The 18,322-nt window shown below is 69.5% G+C and carries 17 protein-coding genes; 11 read left to right on the forward strand and 6 right to left on the reverse strand.

Annotated features, from left to right (window positions below; genetic code table 11):
* Positions 1–94 precede the first annotated feature (94 nt).
* On the forward strand, positions 95–892 hold the full coding sequence (locus OWM54_RS30065; protein ID WP_046715805.1) for an electron transfer flavoprotein subunit beta/FixA family protein: 798 nt from the start codon (positions 95–97) through the stop codon (positions 890–892).
* A 28-nt stretch (positions 893–920) separates the two neighbouring features.
* On the forward strand, positions 921–1,886 hold the full coding sequence (locus tag OWM54_RS30070; RefSeq protein WP_223781668.1) for an electron transfer flavoprotein subunit alpha/FixB family protein: 966 nt from the start codon (positions 921–923) through the stop codon (positions 1,884–1,886).
* Between the two features lie 244 nt (positions 1,887–2,130).
* Here the strand turns inward: OWM54_RS30070 and OWM54_RS30075 are convergent, their stop codons facing one another.
* Positions 2,131–2,697 (reverse strand): cytochrome c oxidase assembly factor Coa1 family protein, encoded by a 567-nt coding sequence (locus tag OWM54_RS30075; protein ID WP_223748494.1) that lies wholly within the window; start codon positions 2,695–2,697, stop codon positions 2,131–2,133.
* Positions 2,698–2,874: 177 nt separating this feature from the next.
* On the opposite strand from OWM54_RS30075, the gene OWM54_RS30080 reads away from it, so the two are divergent.
* From OWM54_RS30080 to OWM54_RS30105, 6 genes are all read left to right on the forward strand, one after another.
* Positions 2,875–3,858, forward strand: a complete 984-nt coding sequence (locus OWM54_RS30080; RefSeq protein ID WP_267699719.1) for a GNAT family N-acetyltransferase — start codon at positions 2,875–2,877, stop codon at positions 3,856–3,858.
* A gap of 51 nt (positions 3,859–3,909) precedes the next feature.
* Positions 3,910–4,857, forward strand: coding sequence for a DMT family transporter (locus OWM54_RS30085; protein ID WP_267699720.1), 948 nt, complete (start codon positions 3,910–3,912; stop codon positions 4,855–4,857).
* An 80-nt stretch (positions 4,858–4,937) separates the two neighbouring features.
* Positions 4,938–5,915, forward strand: coding sequence for an MBL fold metallo-hydrolase (locus OWM54_RS30090; protein ID WP_141327351.1), 978 nt, complete (start codon positions 4,938–4,940; stop codon positions 5,913–5,915).
* A gap of 29 nt (positions 5,916–5,944) precedes the next feature.
* A complete protein-coding gene (locus tag OWM54_RS30095; protein ID WP_267699721.1) occupies positions 5,945–6,529 on the forward strand; it encodes an MOSC domain-containing protein in 585 nt (194 codons plus the stop codon).
* A 91-nt stretch (positions 6,530–6,620) separates the two neighbouring features.
* The gene (locus OWM54_RS30100) at positions 6,621–8,282 is read left to right on the forward strand and encodes a hypothetical protein (RefSeq protein WP_267699722.1); all 1,662 of its coding nucleotides are present in this window, start codon (positions 6,621–6,623) and stop codon (positions 8,280–8,282) included.
* 14 nt (positions 8,283–8,296) lie between these two features.
* The gene (locus OWM54_RS30105; protein ID WP_267699723.1) at positions 8,297–8,959 is read left to right on the forward strand and encodes a hypothetical protein; all 663 of its coding nucleotides are present in this window, start codon (positions 8,297–8,299) and stop codon (positions 8,957–8,959) included.
* 18 nt (positions 8,960–8,977) lie between these two features.
* Here the strand turns inward: OWM54_RS30105 and OWM54_RS30110 are convergent, their stop codons facing one another.
* Together OWM54_RS30110 and OWM54_RS30115 are read right to left on the reverse strand one after the other, a co-directional pair.
* A complete protein-coding gene (locus OWM54_RS30110; RefSeq protein WP_267699724.1) occupies positions 8,978–10,312 on the reverse strand; it encodes an alpha/beta fold hydrolase in 1,335 nt (444 codons plus the stop codon).
* 121 nt (positions 10,313–10,433) lie between these two features.
* Complete coding sequence (locus tag OWM54_RS30115; protein ID WP_223781674.1) at positions 10,434–11,900, reverse strand: pentapeptide repeat-containing protein; 1,467 nt, start codon at positions 11,898–11,900, stop codon at positions 10,434–10,436.
* Positions 11,901–11,944: 44 nt separating this feature from the next.
* Between OWM54_RS30115 and OWM54_RS30120 the strand changes: the two genes are divergently transcribed.
* Together OWM54_RS30120 and OWM54_RS30125 are read left to right on the forward strand one after the other, a co-directional pair.
* On the forward strand, positions 11,945–12,901 hold the full coding sequence (locus OWM54_RS30120) for an RluA family pseudouridine synthase (RefSeq protein ID WP_074950880.1): 957 nt from the start codon (positions 11,945–11,947) through the stop codon (positions 12,899–12,901).
* A gap of 33 nt (positions 12,902–12,934) precedes the next feature.
* Positions 12,935–15,505 carry a penicillin-binding protein 1A gene (locus OWM54_RS30125; protein WP_267699725.1) on the forward strand — a complete coding sequence of 857 codons (2,571 nt, stop codon included), beginning with the start codon at positions 12,935–12,937 and terminating at the stop codon, positions 15,503–15,505.
* A 72-nt stretch (positions 15,506–15,577) separates the two neighbouring features.
* Here the strand turns inward: OWM54_RS30125 and pyrF are convergent, their stop codons facing one another.
* Together pyrF and OWM54_RS30135 are read right to left on the reverse strand one after the other, a co-directional pair.
* Positions 15,578–16,438, reverse strand: a complete 861-nt coding sequence (pyrF, locus tag OWM54_RS30130; protein ID WP_267699726.1) for an orotidine-5'-phosphate decarboxylase — start codon at positions 16,436–16,438, stop codon at positions 15,578–15,580.
* A gap of 6 nt (positions 16,439–16,444) precedes the next feature.
* Positions 16,445–17,206, reverse strand: coding sequence for an SDR family NAD(P)-dependent oxidoreductase (locus OWM54_RS30135; RefSeq protein ID WP_223748505.1), 762 nt, complete (start codon positions 17,204–17,206; stop codon positions 16,445–16,447).
* A 256-nt stretch (positions 17,207–17,462) separates the two neighbouring features.
* Between OWM54_RS30135 and OWM54_RS30140 the strand changes: the two genes are divergently transcribed.
* Positions 17,463–17,852: a response regulator gene (locus tag OWM54_RS30140; RefSeq protein ID WP_223748506.1), complete on the forward strand. Its 390-nt coding sequence runs from the start codon at positions 17,463–17,465 to the stop codon at positions 17,850–17,852.
* Between the two features lie 88 nt (positions 17,853–17,940).
* Here OWM54_RS30140 and OWM54_RS30145 read toward each other — a convergent pair whose 3' ends face one another.
* On the reverse strand, positions 17,941–18,237 hold the full coding sequence (locus OWM54_RS30145) for a hypothetical protein (protein ID WP_267699727.1): 297 nt from the start codon (positions 18,235–18,237) through the stop codon (positions 17,941–17,943).
* Between the last annotated feature and the right edge of the window lie 85 nt (positions 18,238–18,322).

The raw sequence follows: 18,322 nt of genomic DNA on the forward strand, positions 1-18,322 counted from the left end.
CCTATTAACCCAGGCCGTTCGCGCGTCGCGTCAATCCAAGCGCGCCGGACTGTTTTCCAGCCTTCTAAAACGCCTCCCGCAAGGAGAAGCCGCCGTGAAGATCCTCGTCACCGCCAAGCGCGTGGAAGACCCCGAGTCGAAAATCAAGGTGAAGCCCGATGGCTCGGGCATCGTCCAGGAGGGGCTCAAGTACAAGATCAACCCCTTCGATGAGATTGGCGTGGAGGAAGGCCTCCGGCTCGTCGCCAAGCACCAGGGTGAAGTGGTGGTGGTGTCCATCGGCGGCAAGGAGGTGCAGGAGCAGCTGCGCCACGCGCTGGCCATGGGCGCGCACCGCGCCGTGTGGGTGAACCACACGGGCCCGTTGGACCAGCTGGGCATCGCCGGCCTGCTCCAGAAGGTGACCGAGAAGGAGAAGCCGGACCTGGTCATCCTGGGCAAGCAGTCCATCGACGACGACCAGAACCAGGTGGGCCAGTACCTGGCCGAGTTCCTGGGCTGGGGCCAGGCCACGTTCGCCTCCAAGGTGGAGTCGCTGGAGAGCGCCGAGGAGAAGAACAAGGAGCCGGCCGTCAAGCTCACCGCGGACAAGAAGGCCGTCCAGGTGGTGCGTGAGGTCGACAACGGGCTGGCCACGCTGGAGTGCCAGCTGCCCGCCGTCGTCACCACGGACCTGCGCCTGAACCAGCCGCGCTACGCGAGCCTGCCGGGCATCATGAAGGCCAAGAGCAAGCCCATCGAGGAGCTGACGCCGGCGGGGCTTGGCGTGGACGTGGCCCCGAAGATCCAGGTGCTGAAGCTGGCGTCCCCGCCCGCGCGCAAGGCCGGCATCAAGGTGCCGGACGTGGCCACGCTGGTGGACAAGCTGCGCAACGAGGCGAAGGTCGTCTAACCCTCTCGGAAGATACGGAGACACTCCAATGCCAATCGTTCTCATCGTCGCCGAGCAGCAGCCGGACGGGAACCTCCGCAAGGCCTCCCTGAACGCCATCACCGCGGGCAAGCAGCTCGCGGACAAGGCCGGGGCGGAGTTGCACATCGCCATCCTCGGCAAGGACCCGGCCAAGGTGGCCGAGGAGCTCAAGGGCACCGGCGCCAAGGCCGTGCACGTGGGCGCCGCCGCGGAGCTGGAGCACTACCTGGCGGAGACGTATGCCCCCGCGCTCGCCGCGCTCGCCACCGAGCTCAAGGCGGACTTCGTGGGCATGGCGTCCACCGCGCAGGGCAAGGACCTGATGCCCCGCCTCGCCGCGCGTCTGAAGGCCGCCATGGCCACGGACATCACGGGCCTGGGTGGCTCGGGCGCGGACATCACCTTCCACCGCCCGATGTGGGCCGGCAACGTGTTCGCCGAGGTGAAGCTCACCACGCCGGTCAAGGTGTTCACCGTGCGCGCCACGGAGTTCACCGCGGCCGCCGGTGGCCAGGGCGCCGCCGAGGTGAAGACCTTCGCGCCGAAGATCGAGGCCTCCAAGACGAAGTTCGTCGAGTTCAAGGAAGTGAAGAGCGCTCGCCCGGAGCTGACCGAGGCGCGCGTCGTCGTCTCCGGTGGCCGTGGCACCAAGGGCGACTTCAAGGAGATCGAAGCGCTGGCCGATGACCTGGGCGCCGCGGTGGGCGCGTCCCGCGCGGTGTGCGACGCGGGCTGGGTTCCCAACGACCTGCAGGTCGGTCAGACGGGCAAGGTCGTGGCGCCGGCGCTGTACATCGCCGCGGGCATCAGCGGCGCCATCCAGCACCTGGCGGGCATGAAGAGCTCGAAGACCATCGTCGCCATCAACAAGGACGCCGAGGCCCCCATCTTCCAGGTGGCGGACTACGGCATCGTCGCGGACCTGTTCAAGGTCCTCCCCGAGCTGCGCTCGGAGCTGCAGAAGCTGAAGTAGCGCTTCGGGCCCGTTCGGGCTGACGAGGGGCGGGAGTGGGGACCTCAGGGCTCCCACGCTCGCCCCTTCGTCGTTTCCGGGGGCACACCCGACGGCGGGCGAGCACGCCCCCGTGGGCTTGCAGGGGCGCAGGGCGGGCGAGGCCCATGGTCGCGAGGCACTCGCCCCACGCCCCGTGGGCTTCCAAGGGTATGGCGCGGGCGGGGCGCATGGCCGCGCAGCGCCCGCGCGCCTTGTCGTGTCGCTACAGCTCGATGTCGCTGTCGCGGCCACCGCGGGCCGGGACGTTCTCGTCGGCGCCGGGGGGCTCCGGGGGAGGCGGCAGCGGCTCGTCGTCCTCGGGCGTCTCCTCGCTGGGGAACGCGTCGGGGGCATCGGGCGCGTCGTCACGCAGGTCGATGCGGCTGCCGTCCTCCAGCTCCACGGCGAGCGTGTCGTAGCGCCACTCGTCCTCGCCCTGCTTCGTCGCGTCGATGAAGAGCGTGCCGTCGGCCTGCGGGCCATCCAGGGGGATGGTGAACTTCGCGTGCGTCTGGCCGTTGATGGACTGGACCGCCGACTGCTTCGGCAGGCCCGTCTGGATGGGAGTGCCGAGCGCGCGTCGCACCTGCGCGTCGGACTGGGCGATGGCCACCGCGTCCGTGTACGCGCCCATGTTGCTCAGCGACTTCATGCCGAGCCCCACCATCGCGAAGCCCAGGCAGCCGCACGAGGCCAGCAGGCCCAGGCAGCCCACGGGCACCACCCACTTCCAGTTCCGACTCCACCAACCCCGCTGCGGCACCAGCGAGCCCTCGGGCGTCGCGTCCATGACCTCACTCCTCCTTGCGCCGCCCTCCGGCCGGTGGGTGGCGTCCTCCTCTTAGCGGGACCCAGGGGCGGTTGATAGGGCCGGGTCCGGGTCGGTTGGTGTGGGAGAGCGAAGGGGCTACATTCCGGCGGACGAGGGGAAGGCACGAGCAGGGCCGGACTTCCCCGGAGGTGGCGTGTGCCGCCGCGGAAGACGCCTTCCACCGAGGTGCTGCTGGACGTGCTGAGGGCGCTGCCACCCGGGCAGAAGCTCTGGGTGCGCGGTGTGGGCGGGGGCCTGTTCCCGCTGCTGCGCGCCGGTGACTCCGTGCGGGTGCTGCGCTGCGGGCCGGACGCGACGGCGCGTGGTGACGTGGTGCTGGTGCGCCAGGGGCGGATGCTGACGGCCCAGGTGGTGGTGGCCACCCAGCCGTGGAGCACGGCGCCGCTGCTGGGCGCCGAGGAGCGGTCGGACGGGGAGCTGCTGGGGCGCGCCGTCGCGCTGCGGCGTGGACGGTGGCTGCTGCCGCTGCCCCGGCCCTTGGGTCCGGCGCTGTGGGTGACGCAGTGGACGCTGGCGACCGCGTGGGCACAGCCCCGGACCCGGCTAGTCTATCGGGGCGTGCGGGACTTCTTCTTCTCCAACTGGTCCAGGCCCCTGCGGCGCCACCTGGTGGGGCCGCTGGAGATACGCCTGCTGCGGGCCGAGGATTTGGACGCGCTCGTCACCTTCGCGAGCGAGCGCCTGGTGGTCTCCGCGAGCTTCCTGCGCCGGCAGCTGCGCGAGCGCTGGGGGCTGGAGCCGACCGAGCGTCGGGGCGCGGCGGCGGGCGCGCTGGACTCGAAGGGGCGGCTGCACGGCTTCGCGTGGGTGGACTCGTATCGCCAGGAGGGGTTGCCCCTGGACGGCGTCTGGGTGCGCTCGCTGGTGGTGGCGCCGCAGGCCCGGCGGATGGGTGTGGCGACGCAGCTGCTGGAGTGCCTGCTGGAGGAGTCCCACCGACAGGGCGAGCCCAGCGTGCAGGCGGACGTGGACGAGGACAACGCCGCGTCGCTGAAGACCTTCGAGGGCCTGGGCTTCCGCCTCGCCACGGAGGCGCTGACCCGGCGCACGAACGAGGCGTGGGACGCGGCGGGTCGCTCCAAGCGCCTGGTCGTCCTGGAGCGGGCCTCCGCGCCCTGACGCGACGGGGGTTGCGCGGCACCTCGGGGTAGGCGAAACGTCGTGCCCTCCGTGAGCGCCTCCACTCCCGACAGCCTGGGCCGTGAGCCGTCCTTCCTGGGGAGACTCCGCGGTCTCCAGGCGGACGGCGCGCTCGTCTTCATCACCCTCATCTGGGGCGTCACCTTCGTGGTGGTGAAGGACGCGCTGAGCTACGCGGACCCGTTCACCTTCCTGTCGCTGCGCTTCGGGGTGGGCGCGGTGGCGCTGAGCGCGCTCGCGGGCCGGCAGGTGCTGAACCCGAGGAACCTGCGTCACGGTGCGCTGCTGGCGACGTTCTTGTTCCTGGGCTTCGCGCTCCAGACGTGGGGGCTGACGTTCACCACGCCGTCGCGCTCGGCGTTCATCACCGGGATGTGCGTGCTGTTCGTCCCGCTGCTGACGCTGCTGGTGTTCCGGCGGGCGCCGAAGCCCGCGGCGCTGGTGGGCGTGGCGCTGTCGGCGGCGGGGCTCTACCTGCTCACCAGGCCCGCGCCGGGGGAGGGCGGCGGGTGGTTGAACCTGGGGGAGATGTTGTCGCTCGGCTGCGCGGTGGCGTACGCGGCGCACATCACCTTCACGGAGCGGTACGCGTCGAAGGAGGGCGTGCTGGGGATGGTGGCGGTGCAGCTGTGGGGCGTGGCGCTGATGTCCGCGGCGTGCCTGCCCTTCGTCACGCGCAGGGTGGAGTGGCAGCCCTCGCTGGTGATGGCGGTGCTGGTGTGTGGGCTGTTGCCCAGCGCGTTCGCCATCAGCGTGCAGACGTGGGCGCAGGCGCGCACGTCCGCGGTGCGCGCGGCGGTCATCTACGCGCTGGAGCCGGTGTTCGCGTCCATCTACTCGGTGGTGCTGGGCTACGAGCGGCTGGGCACGCCGGAGGCGATGGGCGGCGGGCTCATCCTCCTGGGGGTGCTGGTGGCGGAGCTGGGCTCACCGGCCTGGGCGTGGTGGAAGTCACGCACAGTCCAGGGGCCGGGCTGACGCCCCCCGAGCGGCCATGCGGCGGGCCGAAGAGAAGCGGCGCGCCGGGCCCGTGACGCGCTATATCCGCGAGCCTTCCCATGAGTGTGGAGCTGCGTCGAAACGGGATGCACCTGACGGGCACCCTCCTGTCGCTGGACGCGAAGCGCAAGTCGCCGTTGTGCTTCGTGAGCCATGGGCATTCGGACCACATCGCCCGGCATGAGCGCACCATCGCCACGGCGGCGACGCTGCGCTTCATGGAGCACCGGCTGGGGCCGGTGAGCGCGCCCCTGGCCGCGCCGTACCGTCGGCCGTTCGAGCTGGGGCCGTTGGTGTTGGAGCTGCTGCCAGCGGGGCACATCCTGGGCAGCGCGCAGCTGCGGGTCATCCGCTCGGATGGTCGGCGCGTGGTCTACACGGGGGACTTGAACGTGGTGCCGTCGCTGACGGCCGAGGCGACGGAGGTGGCCGAGTGCGACACGCTGGTCATCGAGTCGACCTTCGGGCATCCGCGCTATCGCTTCCCGCCGCGTGACGAGGTGATGGGGCAGGTGGAGGCGTGGGTGCGTCGGCAGCTCGAGCGGGGCGCGGTGCCGGTGGTGCTCGGGTATCCGCTGGGCAAGAGCCAGGAGTCGATGAAGTTCCTCGCGGGCCGGGGGTTCTCGCTGGTGGCGCACCCGTCCATCTACGAGGTGGCCCGGCTCTACGGAGAGCTGGGGGTGCCGATTGAAAACCTGCGCTGCTACACGGGGACGGTGGAGCCGGGCGAGGTGCTGTTCTTCCCGCCGCACCAGGCGCGAGGTGGGGCGCTGGCGCACCTGTGGCCTCGGGGGACGGCGGTGTTGACGGGGTGGGCGATGGACCCGGGGGCGGCGCGGCGCTACGGCGCGGACGTGGCGTTCCCGGTGTCGGACCACGCGGACTTCCCGTCGTTGAAGGCGTACGTGAAGGCGACGGGGGCGAGCGAGGTGATTACGTGCTTCGGCTTCGCGGAGGAGCTGGCGCAGGCGCTGCGGGACGACGGGGTGGATGCCCGGCCGCTCGGGGGCAAGCCGCAGCAGCTCGCGTTGCTGTGAAACGGCGGGGAGCGGAGTAGAAGAGGGGCATGCCTCCGTCTCCGCAGCTCTTCGGCCGCGCGGTCCGAGTCCTGGTGTGCACCGAGAAGAAGACCTTCGTCACGCGCGAGCTGGCGGAGGTGCGCGTGACGTTCGAGGGCATCGACGGGGACAGGCACGCGGGACACACGCGGCCGGCGGACGTGCGTACGCCGTGGTACCCGAAGGGGACGCCCATCCGGAACACGCGGCAGCTGTCGCTGGTGTCGACGGAGGAGCTGGCGGTGGTGGCCCAGACGCTCGGCATCCCGAAGGTCCTGGCGTCCTGGCTGGGGGCCAATCTGGAGCTGGTGGGCATCCCCCGGCTGACGTTCCTGCCGCCGGGCTCGCGCATCTTCTTCCCCGAGGACGCGGTGCTGGCGGTGGAGGGGGAGAACGAGCCCTGTATCGGGCCGGGCAAGGTGATTGGCGAGCACCATCCAGACAAGGAGAAGCTCGCGAGCCGCTTCGTGAAGGCCGCGTGGGAGAAGCGGGGGCTCGTGGCCTGGGTGGACCGGCCCGGCGTCATCCGCGCGGGGGATGAAGTCCGCGTGATGCTGCCGAAGCCGGTGACGTACGTGTTGCCCGAGCGATAAGCGCTACGAACGCGCTCTGGTTCTTGTCGTATCGCCCGGAGTGGAGTTCGGGCGTGATGCGATGCGGTGCCCGTCATTTCATGGAGAGGAAATGCTCGATTCGCCGCGACGCGGGGTGGCAGTCGTTCCGGTAGGCGGCATGTGGCTGCTGCTCGCCATCGCTCTTTCGGTAGCGGGTTGTGCGACGACCTCCGCGGGTTCTGGCGGAGGTGTCTGGCTGGGACGTGGCGCCCTCTCGCCAGAGGACGAGACCGCGATGCGGCGGGCCTCCGAGGCAGAGGTCTCTCGGGTTGTCGAACAGGTGGGAGCGGCTGTTGCCGACATCGGCTCGGTAGGGGCCCATCTGACGCTGACGTTCTGGTTGGAGCGAGGTGCTCTGACCTGGACGAGTTATGAGTCGCGCGAGCGAACCGGGCTCCGTGGACGTCCGGTTTCCTTGGCGGACACGAAAGCTGCGCTGAGAGACGTGCTTGCTGGCTACGGCATGGAGCGCACGGGTCAGGTGGTGTTGTCGCTGCATCGGGACGAGGCCGAGTGGCGGGTGGACTATGCGTTCCATCGACACGCGGAGCGACCGCCCGAGGCCAGGACGCTCCCAGTGCATTGGGGAGACGATGCTGAACGCGATGCTGTTCCAGAGGAACTGGCGCGCCTTCTGGCCGGGGTGGGGGCTCCCCGGAGTGGTGAGGCCTGGCTGGAGGCTGACGCGGCGCTAGAAGACGGTCGCCTGGCGCAGTGGGAGTTGCACCGCTTCCATGTGACTCGGAGTGGAGCAGGCAGCTCCTCAGGGGTACCGCCTCGGCTTGCTCATGAAGTGGGGCGGCTGGCTCGAGCGTTTCAGGAGGGCCTGGGGGAGCGCACCGTCCGGTTTGGAATCCGGTTGGCGCAAGGGGACGGCGGAGGGTGGGTGGAGTCCGCGCGAGTCGTCGATTTCACGCCGCCGCAGGGACTCGAGCCAGAGGTCGCGGCCGAATACCGTGCGATGCACGAAGACATCTTGCGACGGTGGCGCCAAGGCGTCTCGGATGGTTTCACCTGGTTGGCGCAGCGGGGCGTGCAGGAACTGGCGCTCTGGTACGTGGGCGCCATCGCCATCAAGGGAGCTGGCATCCTCGCCGTGCGTGGCGGTGGTGTCGTTCGCAAGGCGCTCCAGCAAGGCAAAGAGGCTGCGAGCGGCTGGCTGCGGACGATGTTGTCCCGTGTTCCCCAGAGCGAGGGCCGTGCTTTCGAGCGATTGTGGGCGAAGGTCCAACTCGAAGGGGAGCGGGCTCTCACCACCAGCGAACGCAGTGAGCTGCGCGCGCTCATGGCCCGCATCGAGAAGCTGGCGTCTACGCCGCTCGACCTGGGCGAGAAGCACGGACTGCGAAAGGCCGCGCGAGCCGCCTACAAGAAGGTCCACCCCGACCTGGCCGCCACCATGGATGCGTTCCCCGAGCGCTACCCGGTCCATCATCGGCGCCCCCTGGAATACGCACATTTGTTCCCTGCCGAGGACATCAATGCATCGAGTCGGCTCGCCGTGGTCCAGGACTTCATTCACGAGCGGGTCAGCCGACTCTGGACGAAGTTTCGGACAGCGCATCGCACCGCGACGCGTGACGAGGTCGAAGCGGCGACGAGGGTCATCGACTCGCATTTCGAGTCCTGGTACCACCGTGTCGATGTCCCCCGAGGAGAGCAGGTCCTCATCGAACGGGCGGAGCAGGCGGCGCTCGAAGCGCTGAGGGCTCGCTTCCCGATGGTGAACTGAGTGGGAGCTAGACGATGACGCAGCCCGCACTGCCTGGATTCGACCGGTTGCTCGCCGTGTGCAGACAGGCATCGCTCGAGATGCTGCTGACGCCTCCCGCCCGGCATCCACTCCGGGAGGGACACCGTGTCGCCGGACATGTCCTGGACCCGCTGCTGGCGGCCTTCTATGCGCGGTCTGGCAGCGCGAGGTTCGCGGAGGACGTCTATCTGCTCCGCGTCAACGACGAGGAGAACCAGCTCGAGGAAAAGAACCAGTGGTGGCGCGAGAGTTGGCAGGAGCGACTGGGTTTGTCGGTCTGCGTCTTCGGTGGTGAAGCCTCTCTGGCGTACTACTTCGCGACAGTTCCTGGTCTCGCGGACGCGCAGGGATGTCAGCCTGTCGTCGAGGTGAGCAACTACGAACTCGATGGGCCGGTCGTCATGCCGCTCGCCTCGACAGTGGACCGCTTCTTCGACCTGTACGCGCGCTACCTGGAGGCGCTCCTCTCACACGAGGACTACGCGGAGCGGGGTTATACAGCGCTCGGGTTTCCCTGGCAGGTTCCGCACCTGGTTGCACGCGATGAGCACCTCGTTCGCCTCATCGACGAAGGTCGCTTCGATTTCCCGCAGGCAGGTCACGAAGCACGTGCCTGGGCGCTCCGGGTCATCGAGGCCCATCGACGCATCATGTGAGGTTGGGGCCGCTGCTGCTCAGGTGACCCAGGTCGTGCTCGCCGCGTGGGACAGATGCACGCGCTGGAGGAAGCGCCGCATGTGGAAGGCGATTTCGTTCAGGTGCGTCTCCAGCGCCCAGTGTCCCGCGTCGAGCATGTGCAGCTCCGCGTCCGTCACGTCGCGCAGGTAAGCGTGGCCCGCGCCCTCGGGCATGTAGCCGTCGTGCGGTCCCCACAGGACCAGCGTGGGCGGGCGGTGCTCACGCAGGTACGCCTGATAGCGCGGCATCCACGCGAGCGTCGTACGTTGGTCCTCCAGCAGGTGGACCAGGTTCATGCGACGGTCGAAGCGCTGCACCAGCGCCCAGTGGAGTGTCCACAGGTCCGGGCTGATGCGGTCGACGAGGTGCTCGGGAATCTCGCCGATGAACTCGTCCTTGAAGCCCTCCTCGCTCACCGCGGCCACCAGCTTCCTGAGGCCCTCCGGTGTGGGGTTCGCCCACTGCTCCTTCAGCATCCGGTACTTGGGGCCGAACTGGTCCTCGTAGATGTCGCCGTTCTGGATGATGAGCGCGGCGACACGCTCCGGTGCGCGCAGCGCGAGGCGGAAGCCGAACTGTGAGCCGTAGTCATGCAGGTACAGCGCGTAGCGCGTGAGCCCCAGTGTCTCCACAAAGCGCTCGAGGAAGCGTGCGTACCCATCGAACGTGTAGCTGAACCGCCGGGGTGACGGCGTCGCGCTGTAGCCGAAGCCCGGAGCGTCCGGCGCAATCAATCGCCACGAATCCGAGAGCTCGGGCAGCAGGTTGCGGAACTGGAAGGACGAGCACGGATAGCCGTGGGGAAGCAGCACCACCGGCGCATCCTCGGGCCCTGCCTCGCGGTAGAAGATCTCGAGGCCATCCACGTCCACCGTCTTGTGCTGGACCGCCAGCATGCTGGTGCCTCCCCCGGATGTCATGGACAAGCTGGGCATCACATCGCTTGCTCGTGACCACCTCGCGGAGAGCTTCCGCCTGGTCGCCTGCGGACCCTTCGGACGGGCGTGGGCGGCGGCTCGCTCAGTCCATGCTTGCAGCAGCGCGAGCCCCAGGTGCGTGTGCCGCTTTCTCCAGGCGAGGATTGCGAACAGCATCGAGAGGAATGGAACCCAGGACCCAATCGCGATGAGCCACCATCGCACGGGGAACATCGGGTCCTCCCTGTGCGGAGCCTTGTAGGGCCCGTCGACGTAGATGCGCTCGAAGGGCACCATCGACATCGCGTAGGGCACGGCTGCGAACAGGACGACGGCGAGCAGCAACTGCGCCATCAGTCCCCACTTGGACCATCCATCCAGCGGCACCGCCGACACCCGAGCGTCGTCGACCATCCCCCGAGCGTGTGCGAGCCGCGCGCGCACCGTCAACCGTGCGCCACAAACACCGCGGGGCCGCCAGGTCCCGAAAAGGGAACCCCAGCGGCCCCGAGGGCTCACACCGTGCAACGCGCCGTCACTCCTCCGGCGATTGGACGATGAGCTTCTCCTTGCCACACACGTCACAGCGCAGGTGGATGAACAGGTCCCCGTCGCTCTCCTCGGGCACCTCGCCCTCGGGCACGCCGAGCTCCGCCTTCGCCAGCGCCGCCACCTTGGTCGGGATGTCCTCCGCCTTCAGCGACTGCACGTACGTCATCTCCCGGTTGTCGCACTCGCGCGTCTCCGGGCCGTTCAGCCACGACGGCTCCATCCCCTCCGGCAGCCGGCTCACCAGCTCCAGGTTGGTCACCGACTCGGCCAGGTACGCCAGCCGGCGCAGCCGCGCCTCCTCGGGCAGCGCCGAGAAGACCTGGAAGCCCTCGAACAGCGCGTCACGGTCCTCGCCCGTCGCCTCACGCGCCAGCTGCATCGAGAACTCGCTCGACTCCAGCGCCTCGTCCCAGTTGTTCTCCGGGTTGAAGCCCGCCTCCAGGAGCGCCGTGTACAGCTGCGTCGCCGCCAGCCGCTGCCGCGCCACCGGCAGGTGCTCCACCACCTCGTGCGTCAGCCGCAGCTCCAGGAGCGCGCCTGTCGTCCGCGGGTCGATGGAGCCCGTCAGGTCATCCACCTCCACCTCCTCGCGCAGCGCCTTCTTCAGCACCTGCGCCGCGGAGAAGCGGAACAGCGGCACCACGCCCACCTCGCGCAGGTACATGGCGCCCACCGCCGCGTCCTTCGCGCCCAGGTGCAGCGCCTTCTGCGCCTTCTCCACCACCGAGCTGTCCGCCAGCGGCTTCTTGTTCTCCAGCCGCGTCTTCACCGCCTCGCGGTAGAGCGTCTCCAGCGAGCTGCCCGGCGGCATCCGCTGCGGCACCAGCGGCCTCAAGCCCGGCACGTCCAACACCCACAACGGGGGCATCGCCAGGCGCTTCAGGCCCCGGAAGAACAACGAGCCGGGCGGGTCCTGCGGCTTGAACGGCGGCAGCTCCTCCTGCGCGGGCTCACCCTGTAGCAGCGCCGAGGCCTGCACCCCGAGCGCCTTCTCCCGCTGTTCGCGGGTGAACGCCGTGATTCCCTGGGCCGGCGGAGGCGGCGGAGGCGGGGCCTCCTCACCGTCCAGACCGACGACGCGGTCCATGTCCACGTCGTCCATCTCCAGGTCATCCAGACCCTTGGCGCCCGTGAAGTCGCAGCGCAAGAGCTTCAGCTTCTCGAAGGTCGCGCCCTCGAGGTTCGCACCCCGGAAGTCACAGTCCTGCAGCCGTCCGCCGTGGAAATAGGCGTTCGACAGGTCCGAGTCCCGGAAGTTGATTTTGGACAGATCGCACCGCTCCCACTCGGAGCCCACGAGCCCGAGGCCCGACAGGTCCGCGTTCGCGGAGAAAAGTTGCGTGAAGGTGGCGCCAGTGTGCTCGGTCGGGACCTGACCGCCCTTGCGCAGTCGGTTCCACTCGGCCGACCCGTTCTGGAGGAGCTTCTCGATACTGGGGGCTTTCGGCATGGACCGGGGATTATTCGTATGGTCTGGTCCGCGCGCCAGCACAAATGATCGAGTACCGAATCGAGACCGACACCGCCGGGATGCGCCTGGACAAGCACCTGCGCAAGCGCCTTCCCACCGTTCCCGTCAGCCACCTGTTCAAGATGATTCGCACCAAGAAGGTGCGGGTGAACGGGAAGCGCGCCCAGCCCGAGCAGTTGCTCGCCGAAGGAGACGTGCTCACCATCCGGGGCGACGAGCAGACGCTCAAGGGGGAGGACCGTCCGAAAGTGGACCGTCCGCCCCCGCCGGTGGACCCCAGCCGGCTGGTGATTCTCAGAGAGGACGATTGGCTGATGGCGGTGGACAAGCCCAGCGGGATGGCCGTCCATACCGGCTCCGGAATCACGGGGGGCACGCTGGTGGACTACGTGCGCGCCTACCTGGGGCCCAAGGCCGTCCGCAACGACTTCACCGCGTCCCCCGCCCACCGGCTGGACCGGGAGACCTCCGGCGTCATCCTCGTCGCCAAGCGGCGCCCGGCGATGGTGCACTTCACGGAGGTCTTCACCCACGGGCTCTCCAAGAAGCGCTACCTCACCCTGGTGAAGGGGAAGATGCCCAAGGAGTCCGGCGTCATCGACCTGCCCCTGTCGGAGCACCAGCAGACGGCCGAGTCCAAGGCCCGCCGCGGGGTGAACATGCAGGAGGCCCTCACCCGGTGGAAGGTCGTCAAGCAGTCTGGCGAGGTGGCGCTCCTGTCCTGCGCCATCGAGACCGGGCGCACCCATCAGATAAGAAGGCACCTGGCGGCCATCGGGCACCCCGTGGTCGGCGACAAGAAATACGGCGACTTCGCCTTCAACCGCGACGTGCAGGCGCGCTGGGGGCTCAAGCGGTTGTTCCTGCACGCCGAGCGCATCGAATTTCCCCACCCGGAGGGCGGGGGCAAGGTGGCCGTGGAGGCCCCCCTCCCACCCGAGCTCCGAGACGTGCTCAAGCGGGCCGCACTGCTGCCCTGAGGCATTGGAAGCCCGCGAGGTTTCGAAACACGTATGTCCGACTCCAAGACGACTGACCGCAGCCGCTCGAAGCTGGTGCTGAAGGGGGTCCCCCCGGGCCGCTGGTGGAAGGTGCTGCTGAAGCTGGGTGGGTGGCTGGCGCTGACGGGTGCGACGGCGGGCGCGGTGGGCCTGGTCGCCATCTACTACGTGTACGCGGACGGACTGCCCGCCATCCCCAAGGTGGACGAGTACTGGCCGCCCATCGTCACGGAGGTCTACACCGACGACGCGGTGCTGGCCGGCGAGTTCTACAACGAGCGGCGCAAGGTGGTGCCCTACGAGCGGATTCCGAAGCGCCTGGTCCAGGCCTTCATCGCCAGCGAGGACTCCAGCTTCTTCGACCACTTCGGCGTGGACGTGCTGGGCACCGCGCGCGCGGCGTTCAAGACCATCGGCTCCAAGCTGGGCCTGCGCTCCGGCGGCATCCAGGGTGGCTCCACCCTGACGCAGCAGACCGCCAAGGCGGTGCTCATCTCCGCCGAGGGCTACAAGTCCGCCACGGCCAAGACGCTCACCCGCAAGATTCGCGAGGCCATCCTCGCGCTCCGGCTGGAGCAGTCGCTGACCAAGGAGGAGATCCTCTACCTCTACCTGAACAACGTCTTCCTCGGGCACCACAGCTACGGCGTGCAGAGCGCGGCGGAGAACTACTACCGCAAGGACGTGCGCGACCTGACGCTCGGGGAGATGACGCTCATCGCGGGCCTGCCCCAGGCGCCCAGCCGCTACTCGCCGTTCCTGCGCCCGGAGGCGGCCAGGAAGCGCCGCGCCTACGTGCTGCGCCGCATGCTGAACGAGGGCATGATCTCCCAGGCCGAGCACGACACGGCCAACGCGGAGGCGGTGAAGGTGTTCCCCGTGGAGGACGTCTTCCACGAGTTCGCCCCGTACTTCGTCGAGCAGGTCCGCAAGGACGTGGTGGACCGTTACGGCAACCCGGTGCTCCTCAAGGAGGGCCTGAAGATCTTCACCACCATGGACAGCGAGCGTCAGCGCGCCGCCCAGGACGCGGTGATGGAGGGCCTGTTGTCCGTCGACAAGCGCCAGGGCTGGCGCGGGCCGGTGAAGCAGCTGACGGCCGATGAGCTCAAGGTCTTCCTCGACAAGTCGCGCAAGGCCATGGGCCAGGACGAGCTCGTGGAGGGGCGGCTGTACGTGGCGGCCGTCACGAAGATTGATGACGACGGCAAGGGCGCGGACATCCAGGTGGGGCCGCACACGGCGCGGCTGCCGCTCCTGGGCATGCGCTGGGCGCGCAAGGTGAACCCGGAGGGCTACTACCCGGCGATGATGATTTCGTCGGTGAAGAAGGCCATCGCGGTGGGCGACCTGGTCGTGGTGCGCCACGTGACGAAGAAGGACCTCACCGACGACAAGGAGCAGTGGGACAAGAAGCTGGCCGAGGACATCCCCGCCGAGGGCGTGAAGCTCTTCCGGCTGGAGCAGACGCCCGAGGCCCAGAGCGCGCTCGTGTCCGTGGACCCCCACCGCCAGTACCTCACGGCGATGGTGGGCGGCTACGACTTCGACGACAACGAGTTCAACCGCGCCTTCCAGGCGTGCCGTCAGCCGGGCTCCTCGTTCAAGCCGTTCGTGTACTCGGCGGCGCTCGAGCAGCTCAACTGGTCGGAGGCCACCGTCATCGTCGACTCGCCCATCGTCGAGCACGACCCGGACAACAAGGTGTCCTGGAAGCCGGCCAACTACAGCGAGGAGTTCGTGGGGGACGTGCTCTTGCGCACGGCGCTGGTGAACTCGATGAACATCCCCGCGGTGAAGACCTTCGGCGCGGTGGGCGTGAAGAACATGGCGGCGTGGAGCACGAAGCTCGGCATCACCACGCCCATGAACATGGACTTCTCCGCGGCGCTCGGCTCGTCGTGCGTGTATCCGGTGGACCTGGCCAACGCGTACGCGACGTTCAACCGCTACGGCCGCAAGAAGCCCACGTACTTCGTGCGCAAGGTGGAGGACCGCTGGGGCCGCACGCTGGAGGACCACACCGCGTTCGACGACGCGTGGGCGCCCCTGCAGGACCGCGTGGCCGCCGGCTACGCGCGCCTGTTCGAGCCCGGTGAGCAGGTGATGAGCCCGGAGGTGGGCTTCATCCTCACGCACCTCCTGCGCGGCGTGGTGCTCCAGGGAACGGGTGGCCCGGCGACGCGGCTGGGCAAGCCCGCGGCCGGCAAGACGGGCACGACGAACGACTCGTTCGACGCGTGGTTCGCGGCGTACACCCGCGACCTCGTGACGGTGGCGTGGGTGGGCTACGACTTGAACCCGCATCCGCTCGGCCGCTACGAGACGGGTGGCCGCGCGGCGCTGCCCATCTGGCTCAACTACATGAAGCGCGCGCTGGAGGGCCGGCCCCAGTCGGAGTTCTTCCCGTGGCAGTCCATGGACCTGGTCCGGCTGCACATCGACAAGAAGACGGGGAAGATTGCCCCCGCCGGCTCGAAGAACTCCGAGCTGATGTTCTTCAAGAAGGGCACCGAGCCGAAGGACGCCGTGCCCGACAAGAACACCGTCGACGTGGACCAGTTCATGATGGGCGCGCAGTAGCGCCCGTCACGGCCGCTTCGAGTCTCCGGGCCCCGTGCGCCTCCTCCGGGAGGACGCGGGGCCCGAGTCGTTTCAGGCGCCCTGGCGGAAGCGGCGCGCGGGCTCCACGTGGCGGAGAATCGCGGCGCGCAGCGCACCGACCTCCGGCCCCGCCTCGAGCACCGAGCGCGTGGCGGTGGGGATGACCTGCGCCTCGCGACCTGCGAACAGCCGCTTCAGGTCGTCGAAGCCCGCGCCCTGCGCGCCGATGCCCGGCGTCAACAGGAGCGCGCCGCCCAGCCGCTCGATGACGCTCCGGTCCGAGTCCGGCAGCGTGGCGCCCATCACCGCGCCCGCGGGCAGCACGCCCGGGCCCGCCTTCTCGTTCAGCTCGCGCAGGCCGTCCGCCAGCGCCTCGGCCACCGTGCGTCCATCCTCGCCCTTCGACTTCTGGAGCGAGGTGCCCTCCGGGTTCGACGAGCGCACGACGAGGAACGCGCAGGCGCCGGACGCCCGTGCCCGCTCAATCGTCTTCACCAGCGCGCCCAGCCCCAGGTACGCGGTGAACGTGGCCGCGTCCGCCTGGTAGGCGCTGTCCGGGCCGAACACCGACTCGGCATACGCGTCCATCGTGGAGCCGATGTCGCCGCGCTTCACGTCCAGCAGCGCGAGCGAGCCCGCGGCCTGGAAGCGCTTCATCAGCTTCTGGAGCACCTGGAGGCCCGCGGGGCCGTGGCGCTCGAAGAAGGCGCTCTGCGGCTTCACCACCGCCACGCTGTCACCGGCGGCCTCCGCGATGCGCTCGCAGAAGTCGGACAGGCCCTGCGCGGTGTCGGGCAGTCCCCAGCGGTTGAGCAGGTCCCGCGACGGGTCGACCCCGAGGCAGAACGGCGAGCGCTCGTCGGCGAGCCGGGCGAAGCGCTGGGCGAAGGACGGAGGAGTCGTCGAGGACATGGGACCTCAGCGCAGCCGGCGGGCGGCCGCGTCGAAGAGGGGGTTGGGCAGCACCTTCGCCAGCCTGGACGGGATGGCCAGCTGCCACGGGAAGGAGACCTCCGTCTCACCGCGGAGGATGGCCGAGCCCATCAGCTCCACGGCCGCGTCCGTCTCCATCAGGAAGGGCATGGGGAAGTGGTTGGCGGCGGTCATCTCGCTCTTCACGAAGCCCGGGAAGATGCAGGTGACGCACACGCCGGTGCCCGCCAGGTCCACGCGCAGGCTCTCCATGAACGTGGCGAGGAACGCCTTCGACGCCGAGTAGGCCGCGTGTCCCGCCAGCCCCCGGTGCGCCGCGAGGCTGGAGATGCCCACCACGTGACCGCGCCGGCGCTCCACCATGCTCGGCAACACCGCCGTCAGCGTGGCGACCGCGCCCGTGACGTTGGTGTCGATGATGGAGCGGACCTTGTCCCACTCCAGCCGCTTGCCGTGCGTGACGCCGCCGACGCCCGCGTTGGCGATGACCAGGTCCAGCCCGCCGCACTCCGAGTCGAGCTCGCGCAGCTTCTCCATGAGCGGCTCCGCGCGCGAGACGTCCAGCTCCACGGGCTCCACCGTGGCGCCCGCGGCCTGGGCCTCGGCGGCCAGGGCCTGCAACTGGGGGACGCGCCGGCCCGCCGCGAAGACGCGCAGGCCCCGCCGGGCCAGCCAGAGCGCCAGTCCGCGTCCCAATCCGCTCGAGGCGCCCGTCACCAGCGCCGTCCGGTAGCTCATCTCCGCCATGGTGTCTCCTCGTGAGGTGGCCGCGAGGGTGCTTCTCGCATGGTTGAAGAGGAAGGGGGGACACAAATCCAAGTCGCCCGGTGGAACCGCCAGAAGTCCACGGACGCTGGAGCGCCGCCTCGCCCGGCTGGTGGGAATGACGGGCGCGAGGTGTCGTCACGCCGACGCGCGGCGGCCTTTGGGGGAGGCCCGGGCGTGGGGGTGATGACGTGTGCGCCGCGCGTCCTCACCTTGAGTCAGGAGGAGGGGCTCGACCATGCTCAACTGCGTGCTGGCGGTCGATGACGACCCGGACATCCTGATGGCCTTCAAGGACGTGCTCGAGCTGGAGGGGCACCGCGTGCTCCTGGCCCGAGGAGGCCGCGAGGCGCTGGAGCTGCTCGGGCGAGGCGAGCGACCGGACGTGATCCTGTTGGACCTGATGATGCCTGACGGCAACGGCTGGGAGTTCCGGGACCGGCAACTCGCCGACGCCTCGCTCGCCTCCATCCCCGTGGTGGTCATCTCCGGCCAGGGCGTGAGCGCGCGCGAGGTGATTGCGCTCGGCGTGGACGACTACCTGCGCAAGCCCGTGGACGTGGAGCGCCTGCTGGGGGCCGTGTCCCGCTTCGCGGCCTCTGCCGAAGGGGACTCGCCGCACGCATGAGGAACCGGGCCCGCGCCAGGTCGAGCGCGCGGGCCCTTCTCGTCACTTCCTCAGTGCAGGCCGGACGGGGCCTGCTCCAGCTTCTCCATCACCTGGTCCACGGAGAAGCTCGACGGGCGCTGGCGCGGGGGAACTCGCGGAACGTCGAGAGGAAGCGGGCCACGGCCTGCTGCGCGGGCACGCAGTAGAACGCGTGGTCGATGAGCCAGGCCTGGTAGCCGACGGCGTCCTCGGAGCGCACCAGCGGGTCGGCGCGCAGGTTGAACGCGAGCGGGGCCCGGCGGACGGTGAAGGGCTCGCCCCAGGCGTCGATGCCCTTGGACTCAGGCCGTCGCGAGTCCTCCGCCTGCCCGAGGGCGTCGCGGCGAGCGAGCCGTCGAGTCACCCTGGAGGGCGGGGTGTGCGTCCAGCGTGAGGGCGCTCACCTCGAGTAGCAGGTGTCGGAGTCCTCGCACGCGTGCGCTCCGCGA

Origin of the sequence: Myxococcus sp. MISCRS1 (genome assembly GCF_026626605.1) — a bacterium.
Taxonomy (GTDB): Bacteria; Myxococcota; Myxococcia; order Myxococcales; family Myxococcaceae; genus Myxococcus; species Myxococcus fulvus.

Excerpts from the sequence above, each read along its gene's own strand:
- OWM54_RS30070 (WP_223781668.1), top strand. The coding sequence starts at position 921 with ATGCCAATCGTTCTCATCGTCGCCGAGCAGCAGCCGGACGGGAACCTC.
- OWM54_RS30075 (WP_223748494.1), bottom strand. The coding sequence starts at position 2,697 with ATGGACGCGACGCCCGAGGGCTCGCTGGTGCCGCAGCGGGGTTGGTGG.
- OWM54_RS30090 (WP_141327351.1), top strand. The coding sequence starts at position 4,938 with ATGAGTGTGGAGCTGCGTCGAAACGGGATGCACCTGACGGGCACCCTC.
- OWM54_RS30095 (WP_267699721.1), top strand. The coding sequence starts at position 5,945 with ATGCCTCCGTCTCCGCAGCTCTTCGGCCGCGCGGTCCGAGTCCTGGTG.
- OWM54_RS30100 (WP_267699722.1), top strand. The coding sequence starts at position 6,621 with ATGCTCGATTCGCCGCGACGCGGGGTGGCAGTCGTTCCGGTAGGCGGC.
- OWM54_RS30105 (WP_267699723.1), top strand. The coding sequence starts at position 8,297 with ATGACGCAGCCCGCACTGCCTGGATTCGACCGGTTGCTCGCCGTGTGC.
- OWM54_RS30110 (WP_267699724.1), bottom strand. The coding sequence starts at position 10,312 with ATGGTCGACGACGCTCGGGTGTCGGCGGTGCCGCTGGATGGATGGTCC.
- OWM54_RS30115 (WP_223781674.1), bottom strand. The coding sequence starts at position 11,900 with ATGCCGAAAGCCCCCAGTATCGAGAAGCTCCTCCAGAACGGGTCGGCC.
- OWM54_RS30120 (WP_074950880.1), top strand. The coding sequence starts at position 11,945 with ATGATCGAGTACCGAATCGAGACCGACACCGCCGGGATGCGCCTGGAC.
- OWM54_RS30125 (WP_267699725.1), top strand. The coding sequence starts at position 12,935 with ATGTCCGACTCCAAGACGACTGACCGCAGCCGCTCGAAGCTGGTGCTG.
- pyrF (WP_267699726.1), bottom strand. The coding sequence starts at position 16,438 with ATGTCCTCGACGACTCCTCCGTCCTTCGCCCAGCGCTTCGCCCGGCTC.
- OWM54_RS30135 (WP_223748505.1), bottom strand. The coding sequence starts at position 17,206 with ATGGCGGAGATGAGCTACCGGACGGCGCTGGTGACGGGCGCCTCGAGC.
- OWM54_RS30140 (WP_223748506.1), top strand. The coding sequence starts at position 17,463 with ATGCTCAACTGCGTGCTGGCGGTCGATGACGACCCGGACATCCTGATG.